This window comes from Paractinoplanes brasiliensis, from assembly GCF_004362215.1.
Classification (GTDB): domain Bacteria; phylum Actinomycetota; class Actinomycetes; order Mycobacteriales; family Micromonosporaceae; genus Actinoplanes; species Actinoplanes brasiliensis.
Genome location: NZ_SNWR01000001.1, coordinates 6,365,675 through 6,389,281 on the forward strand (window position 1 = coordinate 6,365,675; position 23,607 = coordinate 6,389,281).

Annotated in this window: 12 protein-coding genes and 1 pseudogene; 5 read left to right on the plus strand and 8 right to left on the minus strand. The window is 71.2% G+C overall.

Annotated elements, in window-relative coordinates:
- Positions 1-16: 16 nt before the first annotated feature.
- From C8E87_RS28740 to C8E87_RS28750, 3 genes are read left to right on the plus strand one after another with little or no spacing between them, the layout of a single operon-like run.
- Positions 17-1,309 (plus strand): MFS transporter, encoded by a 1,293-nt coding sequence (locus C8E87_RS28740; protein WP_133875964.1) that lies wholly within the window; start codon positions 17-19, stop codon positions 1,307-1,309.
- The gene (locus tag C8E87_RS28745) at positions 1,306-2,346 is read left to right on the plus strand and encodes a MupA/Atu3671 family FMN-dependent luciferase-like monooxygenase (protein ID WP_133875965.1); all 1,041 of its coding nucleotides are present in this window, start codon (positions 1,306-1,308) and stop codon (positions 2,344-2,346) included. The genes C8E87_RS28740 and C8E87_RS28745 overlap by 4 nt, the downstream gene beginning before the upstream one ends.
- Before the next feature lie 21 nt (positions 2,347-2,367).
- Positions 2,368-3,312: a TauD/TfdA family dioxygenase gene (locus tag C8E87_RS28750; protein WP_133875966.1), complete on the plus strand. Its 945-nt coding sequence runs from the start codon at positions 2,368-2,370 to the stop codon at positions 3,310-3,312.
- A 57-nt stretch (positions 3,313-3,369) separates the two neighbouring features.
- On the opposite strand, the gene C8E87_RS28755 is transcribed toward C8E87_RS28750, so the two are convergent.
- The 5 genes and pseudogenes from C8E87_RS28755 to C8E87_RS46830 form a co-directional block, all read right to left on the minus strand.
- Positions 3,370-5,094, minus strand: coding sequence for an AfsR/SARP family transcriptional regulator (locus tag C8E87_RS28755; protein WP_133875967.1), 1,725 nt, complete (start codon positions 5,092-5,094; stop codon positions 3,370-3,372).
- Positions 5,095-5,439: 345 nt separating this feature from the next.
- The gene (locus C8E87_RS28760; protein WP_133875968.1) at positions 5,440-6,222 is read right to left on the minus strand and encodes a thioesterase II family protein; all 783 of its coding nucleotides are present in this window, start codon (positions 6,220-6,222) and stop codon (positions 5,440-5,442) included.
- On the minus strand, positions 6,215-7,435 hold the full coding sequence (locus tag C8E87_RS28765; protein ID WP_133875969.1) for a cytochrome P450: 1,221 nt from the start codon (positions 7,433-7,435) through the stop codon (positions 6,215-6,217). The genes C8E87_RS28760 and C8E87_RS28765 overlap by 8 nt, the downstream gene beginning before the upstream one ends.
- On the minus strand, positions 7,432-9,114 hold the full coding sequence (locus C8E87_RS28770) for a non-ribosomal peptide synthetase (protein WP_166661274.1): 1,683 nt from the start codon (positions 9,112-9,114) through the stop codon (positions 7,432-7,434). Before C8E87_RS28770 ends, C8E87_RS28765 begins: the two co-directional genes overlap by 4 nt.
- 121 nt (positions 9,115-9,235) lie before the next feature.
- Positions 9,236-9,403, minus strand: a pseudogene (locus C8E87_RS46830) (MbtH family NRPS accessory protein); the annotation flags it as partial.
- A 188-nt stretch (positions 9,404-9,591) separates the two neighbouring features.
- Here C8E87_RS46830 and C8E87_RS28780 point away from each other — a divergent pair.
- Complete coding sequence (locus tag C8E87_RS28780; RefSeq protein WP_133875971.1) at positions 9,592-9,813, plus strand: MbtH family protein; 222 nt, start codon at positions 9,592-9,594, stop codon at positions 9,811-9,813.
- On the plus strand, positions 9,813-10,676 hold the full coding sequence (purU, locus tag C8E87_RS28785) for a formyltetrahydrofolate deformylase (protein ID WP_133875972.1): 864 nt from the start codon (positions 9,813-9,815) through the stop codon (positions 10,674-10,676). The genes C8E87_RS28780 and purU overlap by 1 nt, the downstream gene beginning before the upstream one ends.
- 50 nt (positions 10,677-10,726) lie before the next feature.
- Here purU and C8E87_RS28790 read toward each other — a convergent pair whose 3' ends face one another.
- From C8E87_RS28790 to C8E87_RS28800, 3 genes are all read right to left on the minus strand, one after another.
- On the minus strand, positions 10,727-12,187 hold the full coding sequence (locus C8E87_RS28790; protein ID WP_133875973.1) for a glycosyltransferase family 39 protein: 1,461 nt from the start codon (positions 12,185-12,187) through the stop codon (positions 10,727-10,729).
- Between the two features lie 122 nt (positions 12,188-12,309).
- Entirely contained in the window at positions 12,310-13,458 is a 1,149-nt protein-coding gene (locus tag C8E87_RS28795; RefSeq protein ID WP_133875974.1) for a pyridoxal phosphate-dependent aminotransferase, read from the minus strand.
- On the minus strand, positions 13,455-23,537 hold the full coding sequence (locus tag C8E87_RS28800; RefSeq protein ID WP_166661275.1) for a non-ribosomal peptide synthetase: 10,083 nt from the start codon (positions 23,535-23,537) through the stop codon (positions 13,455-13,457). Before C8E87_RS28800 ends, C8E87_RS28795 begins: the two co-directional genes overlap by 4 nt.
- Between the last annotated feature and the right edge of the window lie 70 nt (positions 23,538-23,607).

Genomic DNA, 23,607 nt, shown 5'->3' on the forward strand with positions numbered 1-23,607 from the left:
CGGGCAGGGTCGGCGCATGACGGTGCTCGACGGCACCCGCGACGACGAGATCCGCCGGCGCAGCCGCGACTTCACTCTCCTGTGGACAGGCAACTGGCTGCAGTACTTCGGATCCCGGATGAGCGCGGTCAGCTATCCGCTGCTCGCCCTGGCCGTGTCCGGCGGGTCGGCGCGGGCGGCCGGCTTCGTGGCGACCGCGGCGGTCCTGCCGTACGTGGTGTTCCAGCTGCCGGCCGGGGTGCTCGTCGACCGGTGGGACCGCAAGCGGGTGATGGCCGTCAGCGCGATCGGCCGCGTGGTGGCCCTCGGCGCCGTGGTGGCCCTGCTGGGCCTCGGGCTGCTCACCATGCCGGCGCTGATCGTGCTGATCTTCGCGGACGTGAGCTTCGCCGTCTTCTCGGCCCTGGCCGAGCGCGCCTCGATCCCGTCCATCGTGCTGCCGGAAAGGCTGGGCAGCGCGATCTCGCAGAACGAGGCCCGGGGCCGGATCGCCGGGTTGATCGGCGGGCCGCTCGGCACGGTGCTGTTCGCCTGGGCACGCTGGAGCCCGTACGTCGTGGCGGCCGCGGGCGCCGCCGTCGCCGCGCTCAATGTGCTGTTCATCCGCAGCGACTGCGGTTCCGGGACGGCTCGGCCCCAGCGCCACCTCGTCCGCGAGCTGGCCGACGGGCTGCGGTGGGTGCGCAACCACGCGTTCCTGCGAGCGGCGCTGCCGCTGGTCTCGCTGAGCGGCGGGCTGCTCCAGATCGTGAGCCTGGCCCTGATCGTGGTGCTGGTCAAGGAACAGGGCCACAGCGCCTCCTCGGTGGGCCTGGTGCTGGGGATCAGCGGCATCGGCGGCGTGCTGGGCGCGCTGACGGCGAACTGGTTCATGGCCCGGGTGCCGTTCTCGATGCTGTTGATCGGCGGCTTCGGCGCCTGGGCCGCGCTGGCCGCCGTGATGGCCTTCGTCACCGATCCGATCGGCCTGGGCGTCCTGTTCGCGGCGATGAACGCGGTCGGGGCCGTGTTCGGCGTGGCCGCCGGGGTCTACCAGATGATGCTGACCTCGGCAGACATGCAGGGACGGGTGGGGGCCATCGCCGGCCTGGTCACCGCCGGGGGCTCCAGCCTGGGCGCGTTCGCCGGCGGCTTCCTGCTCGATCAGGCCGGCGGAGCGACGAGCATCCTGCTGGCCGGCGCCGGCATCGCCACCGTCGCGCTGGTGGCCACCGCGATTCCCGCCATGCAGCACGCCGGCCTGATCGACGCGCCACCGGCGCCCGCCGGCGACATCCGTGATGAAGAGAAGGAGCCGGACAAGGTATGAAGCTGAGTTTGTTCTACTTCGCCCACGACAGCGCGTCACCCGGTCAGGCCGGCCGCTACGAGCTGCTGCTGCGCGGCGCGGAACTGGCCGACCGGGCGGGGCTCGAAGCGGTGTGGACCCCCGAGCGGCACTTCGACCAGTTCGGCGGCGCCTACCCCAACCCGTCGGTGCTGGGGGCGGCCCTGGCCGTACGGACCCAGCGCATCGGCATCCGCGCCGGCAGCGTGGTGGCGCCGTTGCACCATCCCCTGCGCATCGCCGAGGAGTGGTCGGTCGTCGACAACCTGTCCCACGGCCGGGTCGGAATAGCGTTCGCCTCCGGCTGGAACGCCGTGGACTTCGCGCTCCGCCCGGAGAACTACGCCGAGCGCCGGACAGCGGTGCGCGACACCGCCGAACAGGTACGCCGCCTGTGGCGCGGTGAGACGATGCCGGCGGTGGACGGTCTCGGCCGCGCGGTCGAGGTCCGTGCCTACCCGCCGCCGGTCCAGCCCGAGCTGCCGGTCTGGGTCACCTCGGGCGGGTCGGTGGAGACGTTCCGGGCGGCCGGGCGGATGCGGGCCGGCCTGCTCACCCACCTGCTCGGCCAGAGCCTGGAGGAACTGGCGGGCAAGATCGCCGAGTACCGGAGCGCCGCACGGCAGACCGACCCGGGCTGGTCCGGTCACGTCGTCCTGATGCTGCACACCCTGCTCGGCGACGACCTCGAGCAGGTGCGGGAACTGGTCCGTGACCCGTTCACCGCCTACCTCAAGAACTCGGCGAACCTGACCGCCAAGTCCTTCCTCGGCAAGGACGTCGACCTCGCCGAGCTGAACGCCGCCGACATGGACTACCTCGCGGCTCGTGCCTTCGACCGTTACTTCGAGACCGGAGGCCTGTTCGGCAACCTCGAACGGGCGGCCGAGCTGCTGCCGCAGATCAGCGCCCTCGGCGTCGACGAGATCGGCTGCCTGGTCGATTTCGGCGTCGACAACCGGGCCGTCCTGGACGGCATCGAGAAGCTCGGCAAGCTCAACGCCATCGCCGGCGGATAGCCACCACAGATTGGAGACGTCATGGACACGGCCGTACCCACCGGCACCACCTGGTCGCCCCACGAGATCACCGAGTCGATCGCCGGCACCGCGGACCTGCCCGGCTGGCTCGACGAGCTCGGCCCCGACGGGCTGGCCGGCCTGCTCACCGAGCGGAAGGCGCTCGTCTTCCGAGGCTTCGGGCTGACGCCGCAGTCGGTCGAACCGGTGCTGTCACGGCTGCTGCCGAACCGTCTGCCGTACGTGCACGGGAACTCGCCCCGCACCCGGGTGAAGGGCAACCTGTACACGTCGACGGAGTATCCGCAGCGGTTCACCATCTCGATGCACAACGAGCTGAACTACGCCCGGCGCTGGCCGGCACGACTCGCGTTCTACTGCGAGAAGGCGGCGGAGGCCGGGGGAGCGACGCCGGTGGTCGACGGCGAGCGGTGGCTCGAGGCGGTCGGCCCCGAGGTGCGTGAGGCCTTCGCCGGCGGCGTCCGTTACATCCAGAACCTGCACGACGGCTACGGGCTCGGCAAGAGCTGGCAGGACACGTTCGAGACGGACGACCGCGCGGCCGTCGAGAAGTTCCTCGCGGAGTCCGAGGCGGAGTGGAAGTGGGGTCCGGACGGCATCCGGATCACCCAGGTGCGGGCCGCGACCACCGTCCACCCGGTGACCGGCGCCGAGGTGTGGTTCAACCAGGCCGATCAGTGGCATCCGGCCGGGCTCGGCGACGAGACCTCCACCGAGCTGTACGACATCCTGGAGCCCGACGACTTCCCGCAGTACGTGACGTTCGCCGACGGGACGCCGATCCCGGATCGCTTCGTCGAGCGGATCCGCGACGCCGGGCTGGCGAACGCGGTCGACGTGAACTGGCGGGAGGGTGACGTGCTGGTGATCGACAACGTTCTGGTCGGGCACGGCCGGCGTCCGTTCGAGGGCACCCGCCGCATCCTGGTGGCGATGACGGACTGATGTTCTTGAGGCATCGACTCGGCGGCCCACGCCCGGTGGGCCGCCGAGTTCCGCCGGTCAGCAGCCGGTCGAGCGGGCCATCTCCATGGCCAGCAGACGGTTCAGCGCCGTGATCCGGAACCGGGAGGAGCCGTCGGCCGCCATCGACACCGAGTAGACGATCTGCGCGTCCGCCAGCAGCTCGAGGCGTTGCTCGGTGTCCGAGAGCCGAGCCGAGTTGCCGGACAGCATCTGGGCGTCGAAATCCTGCACCGCCACCCCGCCGATCTCGGCCAGGAGCGCCTGGGCGGCACTCGGCAATCGGTGCACGGCCGACATCAGGGAACGCCGGACCGTCTGCTGCCCGTACGACAGCTCGTCGAGCCGCCGGGCCGGGTTGGCCAGCCGGGCCGCCAGGTCGCTGACCGTCCAGTGCGACCGGGCCGCGAGCTTGGCGCCGGCTATCCGGAGGGCGAGCGGCAACGAGTCGCAGAATTCGACCACGGCCCGGGCCGCCGGCAGGTCCTGCATCACGGCGTCCTCGCCGCCGACCTCGGCCAGCAGCCGCACCCCGTCCGAACTCGGCAGGGGGCCCAGCGTCACGGTGTCCTTGCGGGCCACGCAGGGCAGATGGTCGGGGCTGGTCATGATGATCGCCGAATGCGGGCCGTTCGGGACGAAGAGCTCGACGTTCTGCTCCTTGATCACGTTGTCCAGCACGACGAGGATGCAGCGATCCTGACAGGCGGACCGGTACAGCTGGATCAGCTTGGCAAGATCGGCGCCGGGTTCGACGTCGCGGCCGAGGCCCTCGAGCAGCCGGGTCAGGACCTCCTGCGGCGGGTAGGGCTGCCCGTCGGCGTTCACCGCCTCGGTGAAGACCACCCCGTCGGTGAACAGGTCGGTGCAGTTGTGCGCCGTCCGTACGGCGAAGGCGGTCTTGCCCGACCCGATCGGCCCCGTGACCAGGAACCGGAAGGGCGTGGTGCGCGACGCCTGCTGGCGGGCAGCGACGATGGCGCTCTCGGCGGACTGCAGTTCGGGTTCGTGCCCGATGTACGGGTCGACGTTCGGGGGGAGCAGGACTGTCGTCGGTCTGGCCTGCGCCGTGACGAGCACCGTCTCGTCGCGGACCGGCCGCTCGGCGGGATCGCCGTTGAGGGCCGCCTCGTACGCCTTGGTCATTTCCGGCCCCGGGTCGACGCCGAGCTGGTCGGCCAGCAGCTGCCGGCCGTCGTGATAGGCGAGAAGCGCCTCGGCCTGCCGGTTGCTGCGGTGCAGGGCGACGATGAGCTGGGCCCGGAACTGCTCGCGCAGGGGATGGCGGGTGACCAGGCTGTTGAGCTCGGGAATCAGGCCCGCGTGCCGGCCGATCGCCAGCTCGGCGCTGATGCGGTGTTCCTCGGCGTTGACCAGCGCTTCCTCCAGGGGCGGCCGCTCGAGCTCACCGAGGTGGTCGGTGACATTGGCCAGCGGTCGCCCGCGCCACAGGGCGGTCGCCGCGCCGAGCTTGGTGGCCGCCGCGTGGAAATCGCCGTTGGCGAGAAGCTGCTGGCCGCGGCCGACCAGATTCTCGAACTCCGTGACGTCGAAGAAGCAGTCACGGATGTTGAGCTGGTAGCCGCCGTGCGAGCGGACCAGACTGACCTGGTCGCCGAGTTGTTTTCGCAGCTTGTAGATGTAGGTGTAGATCTGGGCCTGACGGCTTGTCGGCGGCGACCACCCCCACAGGTGCGAGCTGAGTGTCTCGTAGCTGACGGACCGGCCGCGGGCGAGCACCAAGGCGCCCAGGACGGTGTTCATCTTGCAGCCGGAGAGCTTGACAAGGCCTTTCTCGTTGTAAACCGCAACTGGCCCCAGTACGCGGAACTCCACTTAAATTGCCCCCGTGTAGAAATCGTTGGTTTCTACGCCGAATCGCACGCGACGATGTTCCGCGCTATGCGTTCGGATATTAACAATGGTAAATTTTCTCCTATATTTTCTCTATAAGGCCATATAAAAAGCCGTTTTCTCCCTTCGTGAGCGTAGTAGCGCGATCACCCACCGTCCACTCTGGATCGAGTATCACTCATGCGCCGGTGAATTGTCCGGCCGTTCGGTGATTGACATATAGCCGACTGGAGGTTGTGGGGCTGAGGTCCCGCCTCACCCTATCGAGCCTTCCGTCTCGATGAGAGTGTCGAGCGCCACACCAGCCGCCGGTCCGGCCTGGAGGTAGAAGTGACCACCCTCGAACTCCTGGACCGGCACCGGCCGGCCGACGCCGGCCGCCCAGCGCGCCCCTTCCTCGCGGCTCAGGGAGGTGTCGCCTGAGCCGAACCAGAACTGGTAAGGCACGGCGCCGCCGCCGGCCGGGGGCTGCCGATAGGTGTCGGCCAGGTGAAGGTCGTGCCCGAGCAGGGTGACCGCGTGGTCCCGGACCTCCGGGTCGGCGAGCAGGCCGGCCGGGATGCCGCCGAATCTGTCCAGGTCGGCCAGCAACGACTCCCGGGTCCGGGCCTGGAACGGACCGTCCGGGAAGGTCGCCAGCGCGGCCGCGGTGGCCGGCGCCTTCGCGGCCGACACGACCACCGCCCGCACCCGCCGCCGGTGCTCCGCGGTCATTTCGTGCAGGACACTGTGGGCGATGAGCGCGCCCAGACTGTGACCGAGCACCACGACCGGGCGGTCGATCAGCGACAGGACGGCCGGCAGCAGCCCCGACACCGCGTCCGCGAAGGACTTCGCATGCGGTTCCCGGGCCCGGTTGCCCCGCCCCGGCAGCTCGATCAGCACCGGTTCGCTCAGCCGCGAGAGCGACCGGGCGAGACCCGAGAACGACATGGCCGACCCCGCCGCATGGTGGAAGATCAGCAGCCGTACGGGCGCCTCCGGACGCTCCATGACGAGGTGCCCGCCGGCCAGGCGCAGCGCCACCCGGTCAGTCACGCGTCACCGCCAGGGGCATCCGGGTGATCCCCAGGATGAAGTTGGAGCGCAGCCGTGCCACGTCCCCGGTGGGCGTGAACCGCAACCGGTCGTCGAGCAGCCGGCCGAACAGGGTCTTGAGCTCGACCTGCGCCAGGATCGCCCCGATGCACCGGTGGATGCCCATGCCGTACGAGAGATGGCGGTTGGGCGAGCGCTGCGCCAGGAACCGCCCCGGCTCGGCGAACTGCCGTTCGTCCCGGTTGGCCGAGACGTTCCACAGGGTCACCGGGTCGCCGGCCCGGATCGTCCGGCCGCCCAGCTCGGTGTCGGCCAGGGCCACCCGCTGCACGTACGCGTTGGTGGAGCTCCATCGCAGCATCTCGTTGATCCCGTTCTCCAGCTGGTCCGGCCGGCGGATCAGCACGTCGCGCTGATCCGGGTTCTCGATCAGAGCCAGCAGCCCGCTGCACGCGGTGTAGGACGACGTCTCGTTGCCCCCGACGGCCACGTTCATGCAGTTGTAGAGGATGTCCTCCTCGCTGAGCGGCCGGCCGTTGACCTCGGCCCGGGACAGGATGCTGATCAGGTCGTCGCCGTCGCCGTCGCGGCGGTCCCGCAGCAGCTCGGCGAAGAACTCGAAGATCTCGGCCTGGATCGTGGCCAGCCGCAGCCGCTCGTCGCCGGTGGTGTCGACGAGAACCGGGTCCCGGAAGCCGATCATGCGGCGGGTCATGCCGATGAGGTCGTGCGCCTGCTCGCGCGAGACCCCGACCATGGCCATCACCGCGGCGGCCGGCAGCTCCGTGGCGATCTCGGTGGCGAAGTCGCAGCCGCCGTCGGCCAGCGCCCGGCCGACGGCCGCGTCGACCAGACGCTCGACCTGGAGCCGGATCCGTTCGACCATCTCGGCGCGGAAGGCCTGGTGCATCACCTGGCGCAGCATCCGTTGCCGGGGCAGGTCGGAGGAGACCAACATCCGGCCGGACGAGGTGTCGGACTTGCTGTGCAGGGACCCGCCCAGCATCGCCCCGCCGGTCGAGCTGAGCACGTCGTGGTCGCGGTAGGCGGCGGCGACGTCGTCGTAGCGGGTGAGCACCCAGAAGCCGCCGCTCCCGCCCGGGGTCGGGTGCCAGTGGACCGGATCGTTGTCCCGCAGCCAGGCGAGCTGGGCGTGATGCCCCTGGGCGGCGAAGGTGTCCACGTCGGTCAGGTCGATCGTCACCGTGGTCATATTGTGAGCAGCTCCTTGCGGCTACGGATCAAGGCGGCCAGGGCGGACAGTTCGCTGGTGGACAGCACGTCGAAGGGTTCGAGCCGGACGTCGAGCTCCTTGACGATGCGCCGCAGCAGCCGGAAGGCGAGCAGGGAGTTGCCGCCGAGGGCGAAGAAGTCGTCGGTGGCGCCCACCCGCTCGACGGCCAGCAGTTCCTCCCACAGATCGGCGATGTAGAGCTCGATGTCGTCGCGGGGGCGCACCCAGTCCTCGGCCCGGCGCAGGTGCTCGCGCGCCAGGCGCCGGAGTTCGTCCAGGTCGCGCTTGCCGTGCCCGTTGGCCGGGATCTGCGGCACCCGCAACACCGAGCTGGGCACCATGTAGTCGGGCAGCACCTCGGTCGCGTAGGCGCGCAGCTGTTTCGGGGCGAGCCCGTCGTACGGCACCACCAGCGCGACGAGGTGCCGGTTGTCGTCCTCGCCGACCACCACGACGGCCGCGTCGCGGACCTCGGGGTGCCGGCACAGCACCTGCTCGACCTCGCGCGGCTCGACCCGATAGCCGCGGATCTTGACCTGGTCGTCGGCGCGGCCGAGAAATTCCAGGGCGCCGTCGGGGCGGCGCCGGGCCAGGTCGCCGGTGGCGTACATCCGGCGGCCGTCGCCGGCCCACGGGTCGGGCAGGAAGCGGCCGGCGGTCAGGGCCGGCTGCCCCAGATAACCCCAGGCCACCCCGGGCCCGCCGGCGTACAGCTCGCCCACCTCGCCGTCGGCGACCTCGTCGAGCCCGGGGCCGAGCAGGTGGATGGTGCCGCCCGCGAGCGGGCGCCCGATCGGGACGGTGCCGGCGTCCGCGGCGACGTCGGTGATCCGGTGCGCCGTGCAGGCGGTGCTGACCTCGGTCGGGCCGTAGAGATTGGTGAAGCTTCCCGCGAACGCCCCGCCGAGCAGTTCCCGGCAGGTCGCCGGCTGGACGACGTCACCGCCGGTGTGCAGGATCCGCAACGACGCGAAGGCGTCCCTGTCCTCGCGGACGACGTGGTTGACCGCCATGGTCGGCACCAGCATCGCGGTGACCCGCCGGCGCCGCAGCACGTTCTGCACGTCGCCGCCGATCAGGTCGGGCATGCGCGGCAGCACCACGACCTGGGCCCCGGCGGCCAGGGTGCACCAGGTCTCGAAGTGGAACGCGTCGAAGGACAGGCTGGACACGTGACCGACCCGGTCGTCCGCGGTCAGCGCGGGCAACGTCGGGTTCACGGCGAAATGGACCAGGTTGCGGTGTTCGAGCACGATGGCCTTGGGCTGCCCGGACGATCCGGACGTGAACATGACGCAGGCCGGCTGGGCGGGCGAGACCGGGGGCAGTGGATGCTCGGCGGCCGCGCCGGGCGGGCCGGGCTCCGTCAGCTCCAGCACGTCGATCCCGAGGCCGGTGAACCGGCCGCCCCACCCCGGCTCGGTGACCAGCAGGGCCGGCTCGCTGCGCCGGATCATCATGTCCCGGCGGGCGTCCGGGTACTGCGTGTCCACCGCGGCGTACGCGGCGCCGGCCCGCAGGATGCCCAGCATCACCACGAAGACCTCGGCGCCGCGGTCCAGGTGGAACGCCACTCGGTCGCCGGGAGCCACGCCACGCCGGCGAAGGACCCCGGCGAACGCCGCGGCGCGGGCGTCGAGCTCGGCGTACGTCGTCACCCCCGCCGTCATCGCGGACGGCCGGCCTGTCCGGCCCGCGGGCGACGGCCCTGGCGAACAAGCTGACAATGGTCTCCCCGCCGGCGTCGCCGGGCCGGGGCGCCGGAGCGGAGCCGGGCGAGCCGGCCGGCCAGCGGCGTTCGATCTCGGCCAGGCAGCCGTCCCGGGTGCCGCTGTACGGGTCGGCCTCCCAGCCGCCCGGCACCGGCCTGTTCGCCGGCCACAAGGCGGGACGTCGATCGCGATCGACGACGATCAGATACGGCGAACCTAACGTCTCATCGGTCATTTCTCGGACCCTCTCCGGACAGCCGGTCGTGTCGGCGTCGGGCGACTGCTGGCCGCCGTCGTTCTCGGTATCCGCGCGACCGTCTCCGGTGGGCCTATCCCTTAGCTATGCGGCCGAAGTCATAGGAACCGTGTAGGGGATTGCCGCACGGTCGATCCGACAGTCCCGACGCATGTGAGGTGTTCGACGTGCCGAATCCGTTCGAGAACGAGGACGCGGAGTACTTCGTGCTCATCAACGACGAAGGACAACATTCCCTCTGGCCGGCGTTCGCCGAGATCCCGGCCGGTTGGCGCGCGGTGCACGGGCAGGACTCCCGTGCCGCGTGCCTCGAGTACGTGGAGAAGAACTGGACCGACATGCGTCCCCTCAGCCTGGTGCGCGAGATGGACGCGGCCGAAGCCTCCTGATGACGACCGGTACACGGCATGCGCTGCGACTGCTGATCTCCGGCCCCGACCGGCCGGGGATCATCAGCGGCGTCACCGGATACCTGTACCGGCTGGGCGCCGACGTCACCAGTTCCGACCAGTACACGTCGGCGCCCGGCCCGGGCACCTTCTTCCAGCGCCTCGCGTTCACACTGCCGGCGGCAGCCCGAGGGACCCTGGTCTCCACCTTCGGGCGTGAGGTCGCCGAGCCGTTCGGCCTGACGTGGCGCCTGGTCGACGCCGCACAGCCGAAGCGGGTGGCGATCCTCGCGTCCAAGGCCGACCACTGCCTGGTCGACCTGCTCTGGCGGATGCGGCGCGACGAGCTGCCGATGCGGGTCGAGCTGGTCGCCGCCAACCATCCCGACCTGCGTGCCACGGTGGAGCAGCACGGCATCCCGTTCCACCACGTGCCGTCGGTGCCCGGCAAGCCGGAGGAGTCGGAGAGCCGGCTGGCCGATCTGCTCGGCGACCGGTGCGATCTGATCGTGCTCGCCCGCTACATGCAGGTTCTCACCGGCGAGTTCCTGACCAAGGTGGCCGTACCGCTGATCAACATTCACCATTCGGTCCTGCCCGCCTTCGCCGGCGCGCAGCCGTACACCCGGGCCTACGAGCGCGGGGTGAAGCTGATCGGGGCCACGGCCCACTACGTCACCGAGGAACTGGACTGCGGTCCGATCATCGAGCAGGACGTGGCCCGGGCGTCACACCGCGACGACGCCGCCGCGCTGGCCCGCCTCGGCGCGGACGTCGAACGCACCGTGCTCGCCCGAGCCGTGCGATGGCATTGCGAGGACAGGCTGCTCCGGCACGGAAACCGCGTGCTGGTCCTCTCGTGACCGGAACGTGAAGCCGCCTCCACCCGACGGGTGGAGGCGGCTTCCGGCCGTCAGCCCCGGTCGTAGCGGATCAGTCGCAGCGCGCCGGTGTCCCAGCGGCCCCGCTCCTGATATTCGCCGCGCAGCACCTGCGTCTTCCAGGGCTCCATGCTCTTGAGGGGGTCGGCGTCACCCCACTGCCAGCGCACCACCCAGATGCGGCCGGCGGCGGAAAGCGCGGCCGGATCCGTTCGCTCGACGACCTGATAGGGCCGCCGGGCGTCGTACGACCCGGTGGCCAGCACGTCCCGCGGCCGGATCCGCTCGGGCACGTAGTAACGAAGGGCCTCCCGCGGCGACCACTCGTCGGAGTCGACGAACACGACGGCGTCGCCGGAGCGGTATTCCCGCTCGAAGACCTGCCGCATCCGGTCGCCGTCGAAACCGAGATGCCCGCCGCCGGACCGGGCGGCCAGGTGCGCCGGCAACCCGGCGAGCAGGACGACCGCAACGAGCACGCCACCGAGCACCGCCCGCACCGAGGCCAGGGGCCGGGCGGCGGCGATCACGAACGCCGGGAAGCTGAACAGGACGTACCGGGGGTGCCAGAGGTTGGGCCCGACGACGGTGACCAGCATCAGGACGGCGGCCGGGGCGAGCGCCCAGGCGATCAGCGGCCCGCGCCACTCGCCGCCGCGGAACCAGCCCCAGACGGCCAGTCCGATCAGGACGGCGCCGGCCGTCACACCGCCGCCCAGGGTGTCGAGGAACCCGCCGACGTCCCGTACGGAGATCTCCGCCAGCCAGTCCACCTGGGCGGTCTGGCCGGCGCCGGCCACCGCCAGCGGGGCCGTCACCGCGATCGCCGCCCCGGCCGACAACGCCCACCGGACCCGCAGGGCGCGGTCGCCCCGGCGAACGAGGAGCAGGTGGGCGATCAGGATCAGCAGGGTCATCAGGTGGAAGCAGCCGGCCAGGGCCAACGCCACCGCGTAACCCGCCCACGCCGCCCGGGATCGCTCCCGCGTGACCCGCAGCAGCAGGTAGGTCGCAAGAACGGCGAACAGGACCGCGATCGCGTACGGCCGTGCCTCCTGCGCCGTCCGCGTCGTCACCGGCACGAAAGCGAAGAGCAGGGCGGCGACGACACCCGCCCGCTGCCCGAAGAGGCGCTCGGCCAGCATCGCGGTGCAGCCGGCGGCCGCCGCGATCGCCAGCACGCTCGGCAGCCGCAGCGCCAGCTCCGAGGTGCCGGCGACCGTCGTCCAGGCATGCATCAGCACGTAGTAGGGCGCCATCGTGACGTCCTGGACCTCGAAGATCCGGAACATCTCGGCCCAGGACCGGCCCACCGCGGAACGGGTCGCCAGCTCGTCGGCCCAGAGCCCGGGAGTGCCGGCGCCGATGAGGGCGACGATGGCGGTGAGCAGGGCCGCTCCGACCGGGGCGGTCAGGGCGGGCAGCGACTGGCGGACCGGCGGACGCTCGGTCGCGTCCGGGACGACGAGGGGTGGGCGTTCGAGCTGGGACACTGCGGCACCTCCGCGGGACGGACCGGATGGTCGCGGCCCGCGCGAGAGTCGTGCGGCGCCGGCCGGGCGTTCAGCACAGCCGCCGCGCCTAGCGGGGTTCTATACCGTGGCCGGCCGCGCGTTCACGGCCGGAGCATCCGGGCCCCCGCCGCGTGCAAGGTGGAGAACGCCTTGCAGAAGGCGAACCGGACGAGGTCACGGCCGCCGGTCCGGTCGTGATAGAACGCGGAGCCGGGAAGGGCCGCCACCCCCGGCCGCCGGATCAGATCCTCGCACCAGGTCACGTCGTCGCCCGGGCACCGGGCCATGACGAAGTACCCACCGTCCGGCACCGCCACCTCGAGCCCGGTCCGGCGCAGGTAGTCGAGCAACAGATCGCGCCGGACGGCGAATCCCCTTGCCAGCTCGTCGAAGTAACCCGAACGCGGGGCGTCGTCGAGCATCGCCGCCACCGCCTGCTGCAACGGGGACGGCGCGGCGAAGGTGACGAACTGGTGCACCCGCCGGATCGCGTCGGTGACGGCGTGCGACGCGAGGGTCCAGCCCACCCGCCATCCGGTGACGCCGAACGTCTTCGACGCCGACGAGATGATCACCGATCGTTCCCGGCACTCCGGGACCGACGACACCCGCCGGTGCGCCCGCCCGTCGTAGATGAGGTGCTCGTAGGTCTCGTCGCAGACGAGGTAGGCGTCGTACCGCTCGGCCAGCTCGGCCGCCCCGCGCAGCTCCTCGGCGGTGAACAACCGCCCGCTGGGGTTGCCCGGAGTGTTCAGGAAGATCAGGCGGGTGCGGGGGTTGCACGCCGCGGCCAGCCGTTCGAGGTCGAGCACGAAGTCCGGGAACGTCGTGGGCACGAACCGGACCACACCGCCGGCCGCGACCACGCTGGGCGGATACGTCTCGTAGTACGGCTCGATGACGATCGCCTCGTCGCCCGGTTCCAGCAGCGCCGCGGCGGTCGACCAGACGGCCTCGGTGGCTCCCGCGGTGACGGTCACCTCGGTGTCCGGGTCGTACGTGACGCCGTACCGCATTTTCGCGTGGGTGGACACGGCAGCGCGCAGCGACGCGAGACCGGGGCTGGGCGCGTACTGGTTGATGTGCTGCCGCATGGCGGTGGCGGCCGCCTCGACCAGCGCGGGCGGGGCCGGGAAGTCCGGGACGCCCTGAGCCAGGTTGATCACCCGGTGCTCGGCGGCGAGGTCGCTCACCCGAGAGAACATCGAGATCCCGAAGGGCCGCATGACGGTGCGCAACGGTGTGGTCATGGCGCCAGCGCCTTGGCCAGGATCGCGCCGATCGCCGCCACCGCCTCGGGCCGGGTGAACATGCCCTCGTGGTCGGAGTCGATGTCGTGATCGTCGATCAGCCCGCGGACGTACGGCTGCCAGCGGGCGCTGTCCGCGACCTTGACCCCGCCCGGGGCAGCCGAGAAGAACAGCACGTCACCGCGGTAGAGGCCGGGCTCGAAGGCCCGCATCAGCTGGACGTTGTTGACGTAGATGTCCAGCATGCGGACGATCTGGTCGTCGGTCAGGTCCGCGAAGGCGTTGTTGTAGGTCCGCAGGTGCGCGAGGTAGCGCTCCATCGGGAAGGCGCCCTCGACCAGCTCCTCCTCCTCGAACGGGAAGCCCACCGCCCGCATCTGCTGAGCGACGATCTCGCTCGTGCTGAGGCGCGGCGACTCCTTGCCCTGCGGGTGGGAGTCGACCAGCACGAGCAGGTCGACCTCCTCGCCCTGCTCCTGCAGCAGGGTGGCGATCGCGTGCGCCGCATGGCCGCCGAACGACCAGCCCAGCAGGCGGTAGGGCCCGTGCGGCTGCACCTTGCGGATCTCGGCGAGGTAGTCGGCCGCCATCTCCTCGACCGTGGAGGGCAGCGGCTCGACCTCGGCGATCCCGCGCGCCTGCAGCCCGTAGATCGGCTGCTGGGGATCGAGCTGCGCCATGAGCCCGGAGTAGCACCAGCTCGCCCCCGAACCCGCGTGCACGCAGAACAGCGGTGTCAGCTCGCCCCGCGCGCGCAGCGGCAACATCGTGCGCAGCGCGGCGCCCGGGTCGTCGGGCCGGGTGGTGGCGAGCGCCTCGACCAGCTCGGCCACTGTCGGGGACTCGAACAGCGTGCGCACCGCGAGGTCGAGGCCGAGCACTGCCTTGACCCGGCGGATCAGGCTCGCGACGAGCATCGAGTGGCCGCCGAGCTCGAAGAAGTTGTCGTCGACCCCCACGTCCTGCACCTTGAGCACCTCCGCGAACAACCCGCAGAGGATCTCCTCGCGGGCGCCGTGCGGTGCCCTGCGCCCGGCCCGCGACGGCTCGGCGGTGACGTCCGGCAGGGCGCGGCGGTCGAGTTTGCCGTTGACCGTGAACGGAAGACTGTCGATCGGCACGATGACCGACGGCATCATGTAATCCGGCAGCGCGCTCTGCGCGTGGGCCCGGAGCTCGTCCACGCCGAACTCGGCGCCGCCGGCCGGAACGACGTACGCGACCAGCCGCTTGTCGTCGGTGAGCAGCACCGCCGCCCGGACCACCGACGGATGACCCCCCAGCACCTGCTCGATCTCGCCCAGCTCGATCCGGAAACCGCGCAGCTTCACCTGATGGTCGGCGCGCCCGACGAAATCGAGCAGGCCGTCGGGCCGATGGCGGACGAGGTCGCCGGAGCGGTACATCCGGGCGCCGCGCCCGTCGAACGGGTCGGCCACGAACCGCTCGGCGGTCAGGCCGGGACGGTTGTGGTAGCCGCGGGCCAGCCCGGCCCCGGCGATGTACAGCTCACCGGTGACGCCGACCGGCACCGGCATCAACCCCTCGTCCAGCACGTACAGGCGGGTGTTGTCGACCGGCCCGCCGATCGGCGGAACCGCCGGCCAGTCGGCGACGTCCGAAGGCAGCGGCCAGGCCGTGACGACCTGTGTCTCCGTGGGCCCGTACTGGTTGTGCAGCTGGTTGCCGGGCCACCGCGAGTAGAACCGGCGTACGTGCTCCCGCAGGGTCAGCGCCTCGCCGGCCTGGGCCACCAGCCCGAGCGCCGACAGGTCCTCGCCGTACTCCTGCGCCGCCTCGAACACCGCGTCCACGACGAGATTGGGGGACAGCAGTTCCTGTACGCGGTGGCGCGCCATCCACGCCGCGAGCTCGCGCGGGTCACGGCGGATCTCCTCCGGGCAGGCGACCAGCGACTTGCCGTACAGCAGCGCGGACAGCATCTCCTGGACCGACACGTCGAAGCTGACCGCCGCGAACTGGGCGGTGACCGTGCCCGGGCCGCCCGGCACGGAACGGTTGTGCCACTCCAGCACGTTCACCATGGCCCCGGTGGTCATCACCACGCCCTTGGGCCGGCCGGTCGATCCCGACGTGTGGATGACGTACGAAGGGTGCAGCGGCGACAGGCGGCTCGTCCGTTCGTCGTCCCGCACGTCGGTCGCCGGCCGGGTGAGCTCTCCGCGCACGTCGATCCGGGCGCCGGGACCGGCCGGCAGCGACAGCCCGCCCAGGTCGGTGGTGAGCACGGCGGCCGGTGAGACGTTCTCGAGCATGTACGCCACCCGGGCCGGCGGCAGGTTCGGATCGACCGGGAAGTAGGCCGCGCCCGCCTTGAGCACCGCCATCAGCCCCGCGACCAGCTCCGGCGATCGGGGCAGCACGACCGCCACGAAGTCCTCCGGGCCGACACCGTGCTCGATCAGGGCCCGGGCCAGCTGGTTCGCGCGGGCGTTGAGTTCCTCGTACGTCCACGTCACCTCGCCGAAGCTGACGGCCGGCGCGTGCGGCGCCCGCGCCACCTGTGCCTCGAACAACGCGGGGAGGGTGGCCGTGGTGACCTCCCGTCCGGTGTCGTTCCACTCGGTCAGCAGCCACCGGCGTTCCTGGTCGGTCAGCAGCTCGATCCGGCTGATCCGGCGGTCCGGCTCGCCGGCCACCGCCGTCAGCGCCTGCGTGAGGCGGACGACCAGCGACTCGGCGGTGGACCGGTCGAACAGGTCGGTGCTGAACAGCAGCTCGCCGTGGACCGGGCCGGCGTCGGCGCCGGCGAACAGCGCGAAGGAGAGGTCGAACCGGGCCACGCCGGTGTGGACCGGCCGGTCGGCCACCCGGAGTCCGCCGAGGTCGCCGGGGGCAGTACGCCCGGGTTCCTGCTGCTGCCAGAGCAGCTCGGTCTGGAACAGCGGATGGCGGGCCAGCGAGCGGGCCGGGTTCAGCTCCTCGACCAGCCGCTCGAACGGCACGTCCTGGTGCGCGTACGCGTCGAGGTCGACCTCCCGGATCCGTCCGAGGAGTTCGGTGAAGGTGGGATCCCCGGTGAGGTCGCACCGCAGCACCAGGGTGTTGACAAAGAACCCGACCAGCTTGTCCAGGGCCGTGTCGGCACGCCCGGCGATGGGGGTGCCGATCGGGATGTCGGTGCCCGCCCCGAGCCGGGACAGCACCACCGCCAGCGCCGCCTGCACCACCATGAAGGCGGTGGTCCCGGTGCGGGCGGCCACGTCGAGCAGCCCGGCGTGCAGGGACGCGGGCAGGTCGAACCGCACCACCTGCCCGGCCTGGGTGCCCCGGGCCGGGCGGGGACGGTCGGTGGGCAGCGAGATCTCCTCCGGCAGCCCGGCGAGCGCCCGGCGCCAGTAGGCGAGCTGTCCCTCCTGCTCCCCCTCGAGCAGCCCGCGCTGCCACAGCGCGAAGTCGGCGTACTGGACCGGCAGCGGTTCCCAGTCCGGCTCCCGGCCGGCCCGGCGCGCCCCGTACGCGCTGGTCAGGTCGTCGGCGAGCACCGGCATCGACCAGCCGTCGCTCGCGATGTGGTGCATCAGGAGCAGGGCCACCCACTCGTCGGGGCCGGTGCGGAACACCGACATCCGGATGGGGATCTCGCGGGACAGGTCGAAGCTGTGGCGCGCGGCGGCCCGGAGGTCGTCGTCCAGGTCGGTCGCCGGCGCGACGCTGAACGGCGGCCGCACGTCGTCCAGGACGATCTGGTGGGAGCCGTCGGCGTCGTCGGCGAAGACGGTCCGCAGGCTTTCGTGCCGGTTGACGACGTCGCCGAACGCGGCCTCCAGCGCGGCGAGATCGAGCTCGCCGGTCAGCCGCAGCGCGGACGCCAGGTTGTAGGTGGGCGTCGGCCCTTCCATCCGGTGCAGGAACCAGAGCCGCTGCTGGGCGGAGGAGAGCGGCACCCGCTCCGGGCGCCGTCCGGCCGCCAACGCCGGCCGGGCGCCCCGGGCGTCGCCGATGACCGCCGCGAGCTTCGCGACCGTGCTCGCCTGGAACAGGTCCCGCACGACGATCTGGACGCCGAGGGTGGTGCGGATGCGGCTGGCGAGGCGCATGGCGAGCAGGGAGTGGCCGCCGTGGGTGAAGAAGTCGTCGTCGATCGTGATGGCGGGTTGGCCGAGGGTTTCGGCGAACAGGGTCTGGAGGATGCGTTCGTGGGCGGTGCGGGGTGCGCGTCCGCTGGGGGCGGTGGTTTCCGGTGGTGGGGGTAGGGCTTTGCGGTTGAGTTTGCCGTTGTCGGTGAGGGGGAGGTGGGGGAGTTCGATGGTGGTGGTGGGGAGCATGTGGTCGGGGAGGGTTGTGGCGAGTTGTTGTCGGATGTGGTGGGTGGTGGTGGGGGTGGTGGTGACGAGGTAGGCGATGAGTTGGTGGTTGTGGGTGGTGATGGCGGCGGCGGTGATGTGGGGGAGGTTGGTGAGGGCGGTTTCGATTTCTTGGGGTTCGATGCGGTGGCCGCGGAGTTTGATTTGGTTGTCGGTGCGGCCGAGGTATTGCAGGGTGCCGGTGGTGGTCCATTGGGCGAGGTCGCCGGTGCGGTACATGCGGGTGCCGGGTGGGCCGTAGGGGTTGGCGGTGAAGCGTTGGGTGGTGAGGGTGGGTTGGTGGTGGTAGCCGTGGGCGAGGCCGTGGCCGGCGATGTAGAGGTCGCCGGGGGTTCCGGGTGGGGTGGGTTGGAGGTTGTTGTCGAGGATGTAGGTCTGGGTGTTGGTGATGGGTTTGCCGATGTGGGGTGGGGTGTTGTGGTGGATGGGGGTGGTGGTGGACCAGATGGTGGTTTCGGTGGGTCCGTACATGTTGTGGACGGTGGGGGCGTGGTGGGTGAGGGTTTGGGCGAGGGGTGGGGGTAGTGCTTCGCCGCCGACGAGGATGTGGGTGTTGGTGAGGGTGTGTGGTCGTTCGGTGGTGATGGCGTGCCAGAGGCTGGGGGTGGCTTGCATCATGGTGATCTGGCCGGTGTCGAGGATGTCGCACAGCGCCGCCGGGTCACGGGCGGTGTCCTGATCGGTCAGCACGACCGCCGCGCCACAGACGAGGGGCAGCAGGAGTTCCAGGCCCGCGATGTCGAAGCCGACGGTCGTCACGGCGAGGAGCCGGTCGCCGGTGGTGAGCGGGAAACGCTCGCGCATGTCGTACAGGAAGTTGTCCAGCGCAACCCGGGGCACCACGACACCCTTGGGCCGGCCCGTCGAACCGGATGTGAAGATCACGTACGCCGGAGCCGAACCCGGGACCCGCACGTCCGGGTTGGCCGTGTCGCCGCCGGGGTTGTGGATCGGGGTCGACAGCGTGAGCACGGGTGCGACGTCGTCCAGCATGTAGGCGACCCGGTCGGCGGGGTAGTTCACGTCGATGGGCAGGAAGGCGGCGCCGGTCTTGAGCACCGCCAGCACCGACACCACGAGCTCGACCGAGCGGGGCAGGGTCACCGCCACGAACTCCCCGGGGCCGGCTCCGTCGGCGATCAGAACCCGGGCGACCTGATTGACGCGGGTGTTGAGCTCGGCGTAGGACACGACCTGGTCGCCGAAGATCACGGCGGGTGCGTCCGGGGTGGTTGACACGGAGGATTCGAACCAGTCGACGAAGGAGCCGGTCGGCAGTTCTGCGGCGGTGTCGTTCCAGCCGGTGAGGGTTTGGTGTCGTTCGTCGGCCGAGAGCAGGTCCCAGCGGGTCACCGGGGTGCCGGGGTCGGCGGCGGCCAGTTCGAGGACCCGCAGGAACCGCTCGACCAGCACCTCCACCGAACCACGATCGAACAACTCGGTGGCGTACTCGACCTTTCCCGTCAGGGCGGTGCCGTCGCCGCTGTCGCCGAGAGCGAACCGCAGGTCGGTCATGACGGCGCCCGTGCCGGTCGGCTCGCCGGCGACGGTGAGATCGCCGAGCCTGTCCGCCTGCCCCAGGGCCGCCTGCTGATCGACGTTGTTGAACGCCAGCATCACCTGGAAGAGCGGGTGCCGGGCCATCGAGCGGGCCGGGTTGAGCACCTCGACCAGCCGCTCGAACGGCACGTCCTGATGCTCGTACGCGGCCAGGTTCGCCTCCCGGACCCGGGCCAGCAGCTCGGGGAAGGTCGGGTCGCCGGACAGGTCCGTCCGCAGCACCAGGATGTTCAGGAAGAACCCGACCAGATCCTCCAGCGACTCGTCGGTGCGCCCGGCGATCGGGGTGCCGATCGGGATGTCGGCGCCCGCGCCCAGCCGCGACAGCAGCACCGCCAGCGCCGCCTGCACCACCATGAAGATGCTCACGTGCTGCTCGGCCGCCGTCCGGTCGAGCGCGCGCCGCAGCTCGGCCGGGATGACGAACGGCACCTCGTCGCCGTGGTGGCCGGCCTGGAGCGGGCGGGGCCGGTCCCTCGGCAGCGCGAGCTCGTCGGGCAGGCCGTCCAGCGCCTGACGCCAGTACGACAGCTGCCGCGAGATCGGGCTGTCCGGATCCTCCTCGGAGCCGAGAACCTTCCGCTGCCACAGCGTGTAGTCGGCGTACTGGACCGGCAACGGCTTCCAGTCCGGCTCTGTCCCGGCCGTACGGGCCGCGTAGGCGGTGAGGAGGTCGCGGACGAGGACCGGGGCCGACCAGCCGCCGTCGCCGGCGATGTGATGCAGGACCAGCACGAGGACGTGCCGGTCGGCCGCGAGCCGTAGCACGGTGGCCCGCAGCGGTGGCTCCTCGGCGAGGTCGAACCCGCGCCCGGCCACCTCGCTCACCCGCTCGGCCAGCTCACGCTCGGCCACCGGCAGGACCGGGACGGCTGTCCGGACCGAGGGCAGGACGAGCTGGTGGGAGCCGTCGGCGTCGTCGGCGAAGACGGTGCGCAGGGTCTCGTGCCGGTCGGTGACATCAGCGAACGCGGCCTCCAGCGCGCGGACGTCGAGCGGGCCGGTCAGGCGCAGCGCGACCGGCACGTTGTACGCCGGGCTGAGCCCGTCCAGCCGGTTGAGGAACCACAGCCGCTGCTGGGCGAACGAGAGCGGAAGCCGCTCCGGGCGGGGACCGGCGGTCAGCGGGGGCCGGGCGCCCGCCGCCGAGCCGAGGGCCGCCGACAACCCCGCCACCGTCGGGGAGTCGAACAACTGACTGATCTCGAGCTGGACGCCGAGGGTGGTGCGGATGCGGCTGGCGAGGCGCATGGCGAGCAGGGAGTGGCCGCCGTGGGTGAAGAAGTCGTCGTCGATCGTGATGGGCCGGCCGAGGGTTTCGGCGAAGAGCGTGCAGAGGACTTGTTCCTGCGGTGTGCGCGGCGGTCGCCCGGTGGGCGGGGTGTTCGTGGTGTCGGGAAGGGGTAGGGCTTTGCGGTTGAGTTTGCCGTTGTCGGTGAGGGGGAGGTGGGGGAGTTCGATGGTGGTGGTGGGGAGCATGTGGTCGGGGAGGGTTGTGGCGAGTTGTTGTCGGATGTGGTGGGTGGTGGTGGGGGTGGTGGTGACGAGGTAGGCGATGAGTTGGTGGTTGTGGGTGGTGATGGCGGCGGCGGTGATGTGGGGGAGGTTGGTGAGGGCGGTTTCGATTTCTTGGGGTTCGATGCGGTGGCCGCGGAGTTTGATTTGGTTGTCGGTGCGGCCGAGGTATTGCAGGGTGCCGGTGGTGGTCCATTGGGCGAGGTCGCCGGTGCGGTACATGCGGGTGCCGGGTGGGCCGTAGGGGTTGGCGGTGAAGCGTTGGGTGGTGAGGGTGGGTTGGTGGTGGTAGCCGTGGGCGAGGCCGTGGCCGGCGATGTAGAGGTCGCCGGGGGTTCCGGGTGGGGTGGGTTGGAGGTTGTTGTCGAGGATGTAGGTCTGGGTGTTGGTGATGGGTTTGCCGATGTGGGGTGGGGTGTTGTGGTGGATGGGGGTGGTGGTGGACCAGATGGTGGTTTCGGTGGGTCCGTACATGTTGTGGACGGTGGGGGCGTGGTGGGTGAGGGTTTGGGCGAGGGGTGGGGGTAGTGCTTCGCCGCCGACGAGGATGTGGGTGTTGGTGAGGGTGTGTGGTCGTTCGGTGGTGATGGCGTGCCAGAGGCTGGGGGTGGCTTGCATCATGGTGATCTGGCCGGTGTCGAGGATGTCGCACAGCGCGGCCGGATCACGCGCCGTGTCCCGGTCGGCCAGGACGACGGTTGCGCCGACCGTCAAGGGCAGGAACAACTCGAGCCCGGCGATGTCGAAGCCGATGGTGGTGACGGCAAGCAGCTGATCCCCCGCGGCCAGGGGAAGCTGCCGGCGCATGGCGAACAGGAAGTTGTCGAGCGCCGCGCGGGGGACCACGACACCCTTGGGCCGTCCGGTGGATCCCGACGTGAAGATCACATAGGCCGGGGCGGCGGCGGGCACACGCCGGGCCAGGTTCGTGGGATCGCCGCCCTCGTCGAGAACCGGTTCGGAGAGCGTCAGCACGGGTGCGACGTCGTCGAGCATGTGGGCGACCCGGTCGGCGGGGTAGTTCACGTCGATGGGCAGGAAGGCGGCGCCGGTCTTGAGCACTGCCAGCAGCGATACGAGCAGGTCGACCGAGCGGGGCAGGGTCACCGCCACGAACTGTCCCGGGCCGGCGCCCTTGTCCGCCAGGATCCGCGCCGTCCGGTTGACGCGGGTGTTGAGCTGGGCGTAGGACACGACCTGGTCGCCGAAGATCACGGCGGGTGCGTCCGGGGTGGTTGACACGGAGGATTCGAACCAGTCGACGAAGGAGCCGGTCGGCAGTTCTGCGGCGGTGTCGTTCCAGCCGGTGAGGGTTTGGTGTCGTTCGTCGGCCGAGAGCACGTCCCAACGGGTCACCGGGGTGCCGGGGTCGGCGGCGGCCAGTTCGAGGACCCGCAGGAACCGCTCGACCAGCACCTCCACCGAACCACGATCGAACAGGTCGGTGGCGTAGGTCAGGGAGCCCGGGATGCCGGCGGGTGCGCCGGGGCCGGCGTGCCGCTCCCCGAAAGTGAAGGACAGGTCGAACCGCGCGATCCCGGTGTCCGCCGGGAAGGGGGACACCCGGGCGCCCGCCAGCCGTCCGACGGCGTCGTGCGCCGCGCTCTTGTCGATGTTGTCCCAGGTGACGAGGGTCTGGAAGAGCGGGTTGCGGGCGGCCGCCCGCGGCGGGTTGAGCACCTCGACCAGCCGCTCGAACGGCACGTCCTGATGCTCGTACGCGGCCAGGTTCGCCTCCCGGACCCGGGCCAGCAGCTCGGGGAAGGTCGGGTCGCCGGACAGGTCCGTCCGCAGCACCAGGGTGTTGACGAACAGGCCGATCAGATCCCGCAGGCCCTCGTCGGTGCGCCCGGCGATGGGGGTGCCGATCGGGATGTCGGCGCCCGCGCCCAGCCGCGACAGCAGCACCGCCAACGCCGCCTGCACCACCATGAAGACGCTGACCTGCCGGGCGCGCGCCAGCTCGGCCAGCCGGGTGTGGACGTCGGCTGGAACCGAGAAGGTGACGGTGTCGCCGCGGTAGGACGGGACCGTGGGGCGCGTCCGGTCCACGGGCAGGTTCAGCTCCTCCGGAAGCCCGGCCAGCGCCGTGGACCAGTACCGCAGTTGCCGGGAGATCAGGCTGTCCGGGTCGTCCTCGGCGCCGAGGACCTCCCGCTGCCACAGCGTGTAGTCGGCGTACTGGACCGGCAGCGGCTCCCACTGCGGCTCCTGTCCCGCGCCGCGGGCCGCGTACGCCGTCAGGAGATCGCGGACGAGCAACGGCTGGGACCACCCGTCACCCGCCACGTGGTGCACGAGCAGCAGGAGGACGTGCTCGTCGGCGCCGAGGTCGAAGAGCGTCGCCCGGATCGGCAGGTCGGCCGTCAGGTCGAACGCGAAACCGGTCGCCTCGGCCAGCCGGTCCCCCACCTCGTCCTCGCAGGTGCCGACGACGGTCAGCCGGGGCCGTGCGCCCACGTCCTGCACCACCTGGTGGGCGGTGTCGGCGGCGGCCGCGAACAGGGTGCGCAGGGACTCGTGCCGCTCGACCACGTCGCCCAGCGCCGCGTCCAGGGCGTCGCGGTCGAGCTTCCCCGAGATCCGTAACGCCGTCGGGATGTTGTAGGTGGGGCTGGGCCCCTCCAACTGGTGCAGGAACCACAACCGACGCTGCGCGAACGAGAGTGGGATCACGGGCTCTCCTCTTGCTGTGAAGGTCATGGCCACCGGAGCCCAGCTCCTCGCGCGCGAGTCACCGCGCCGG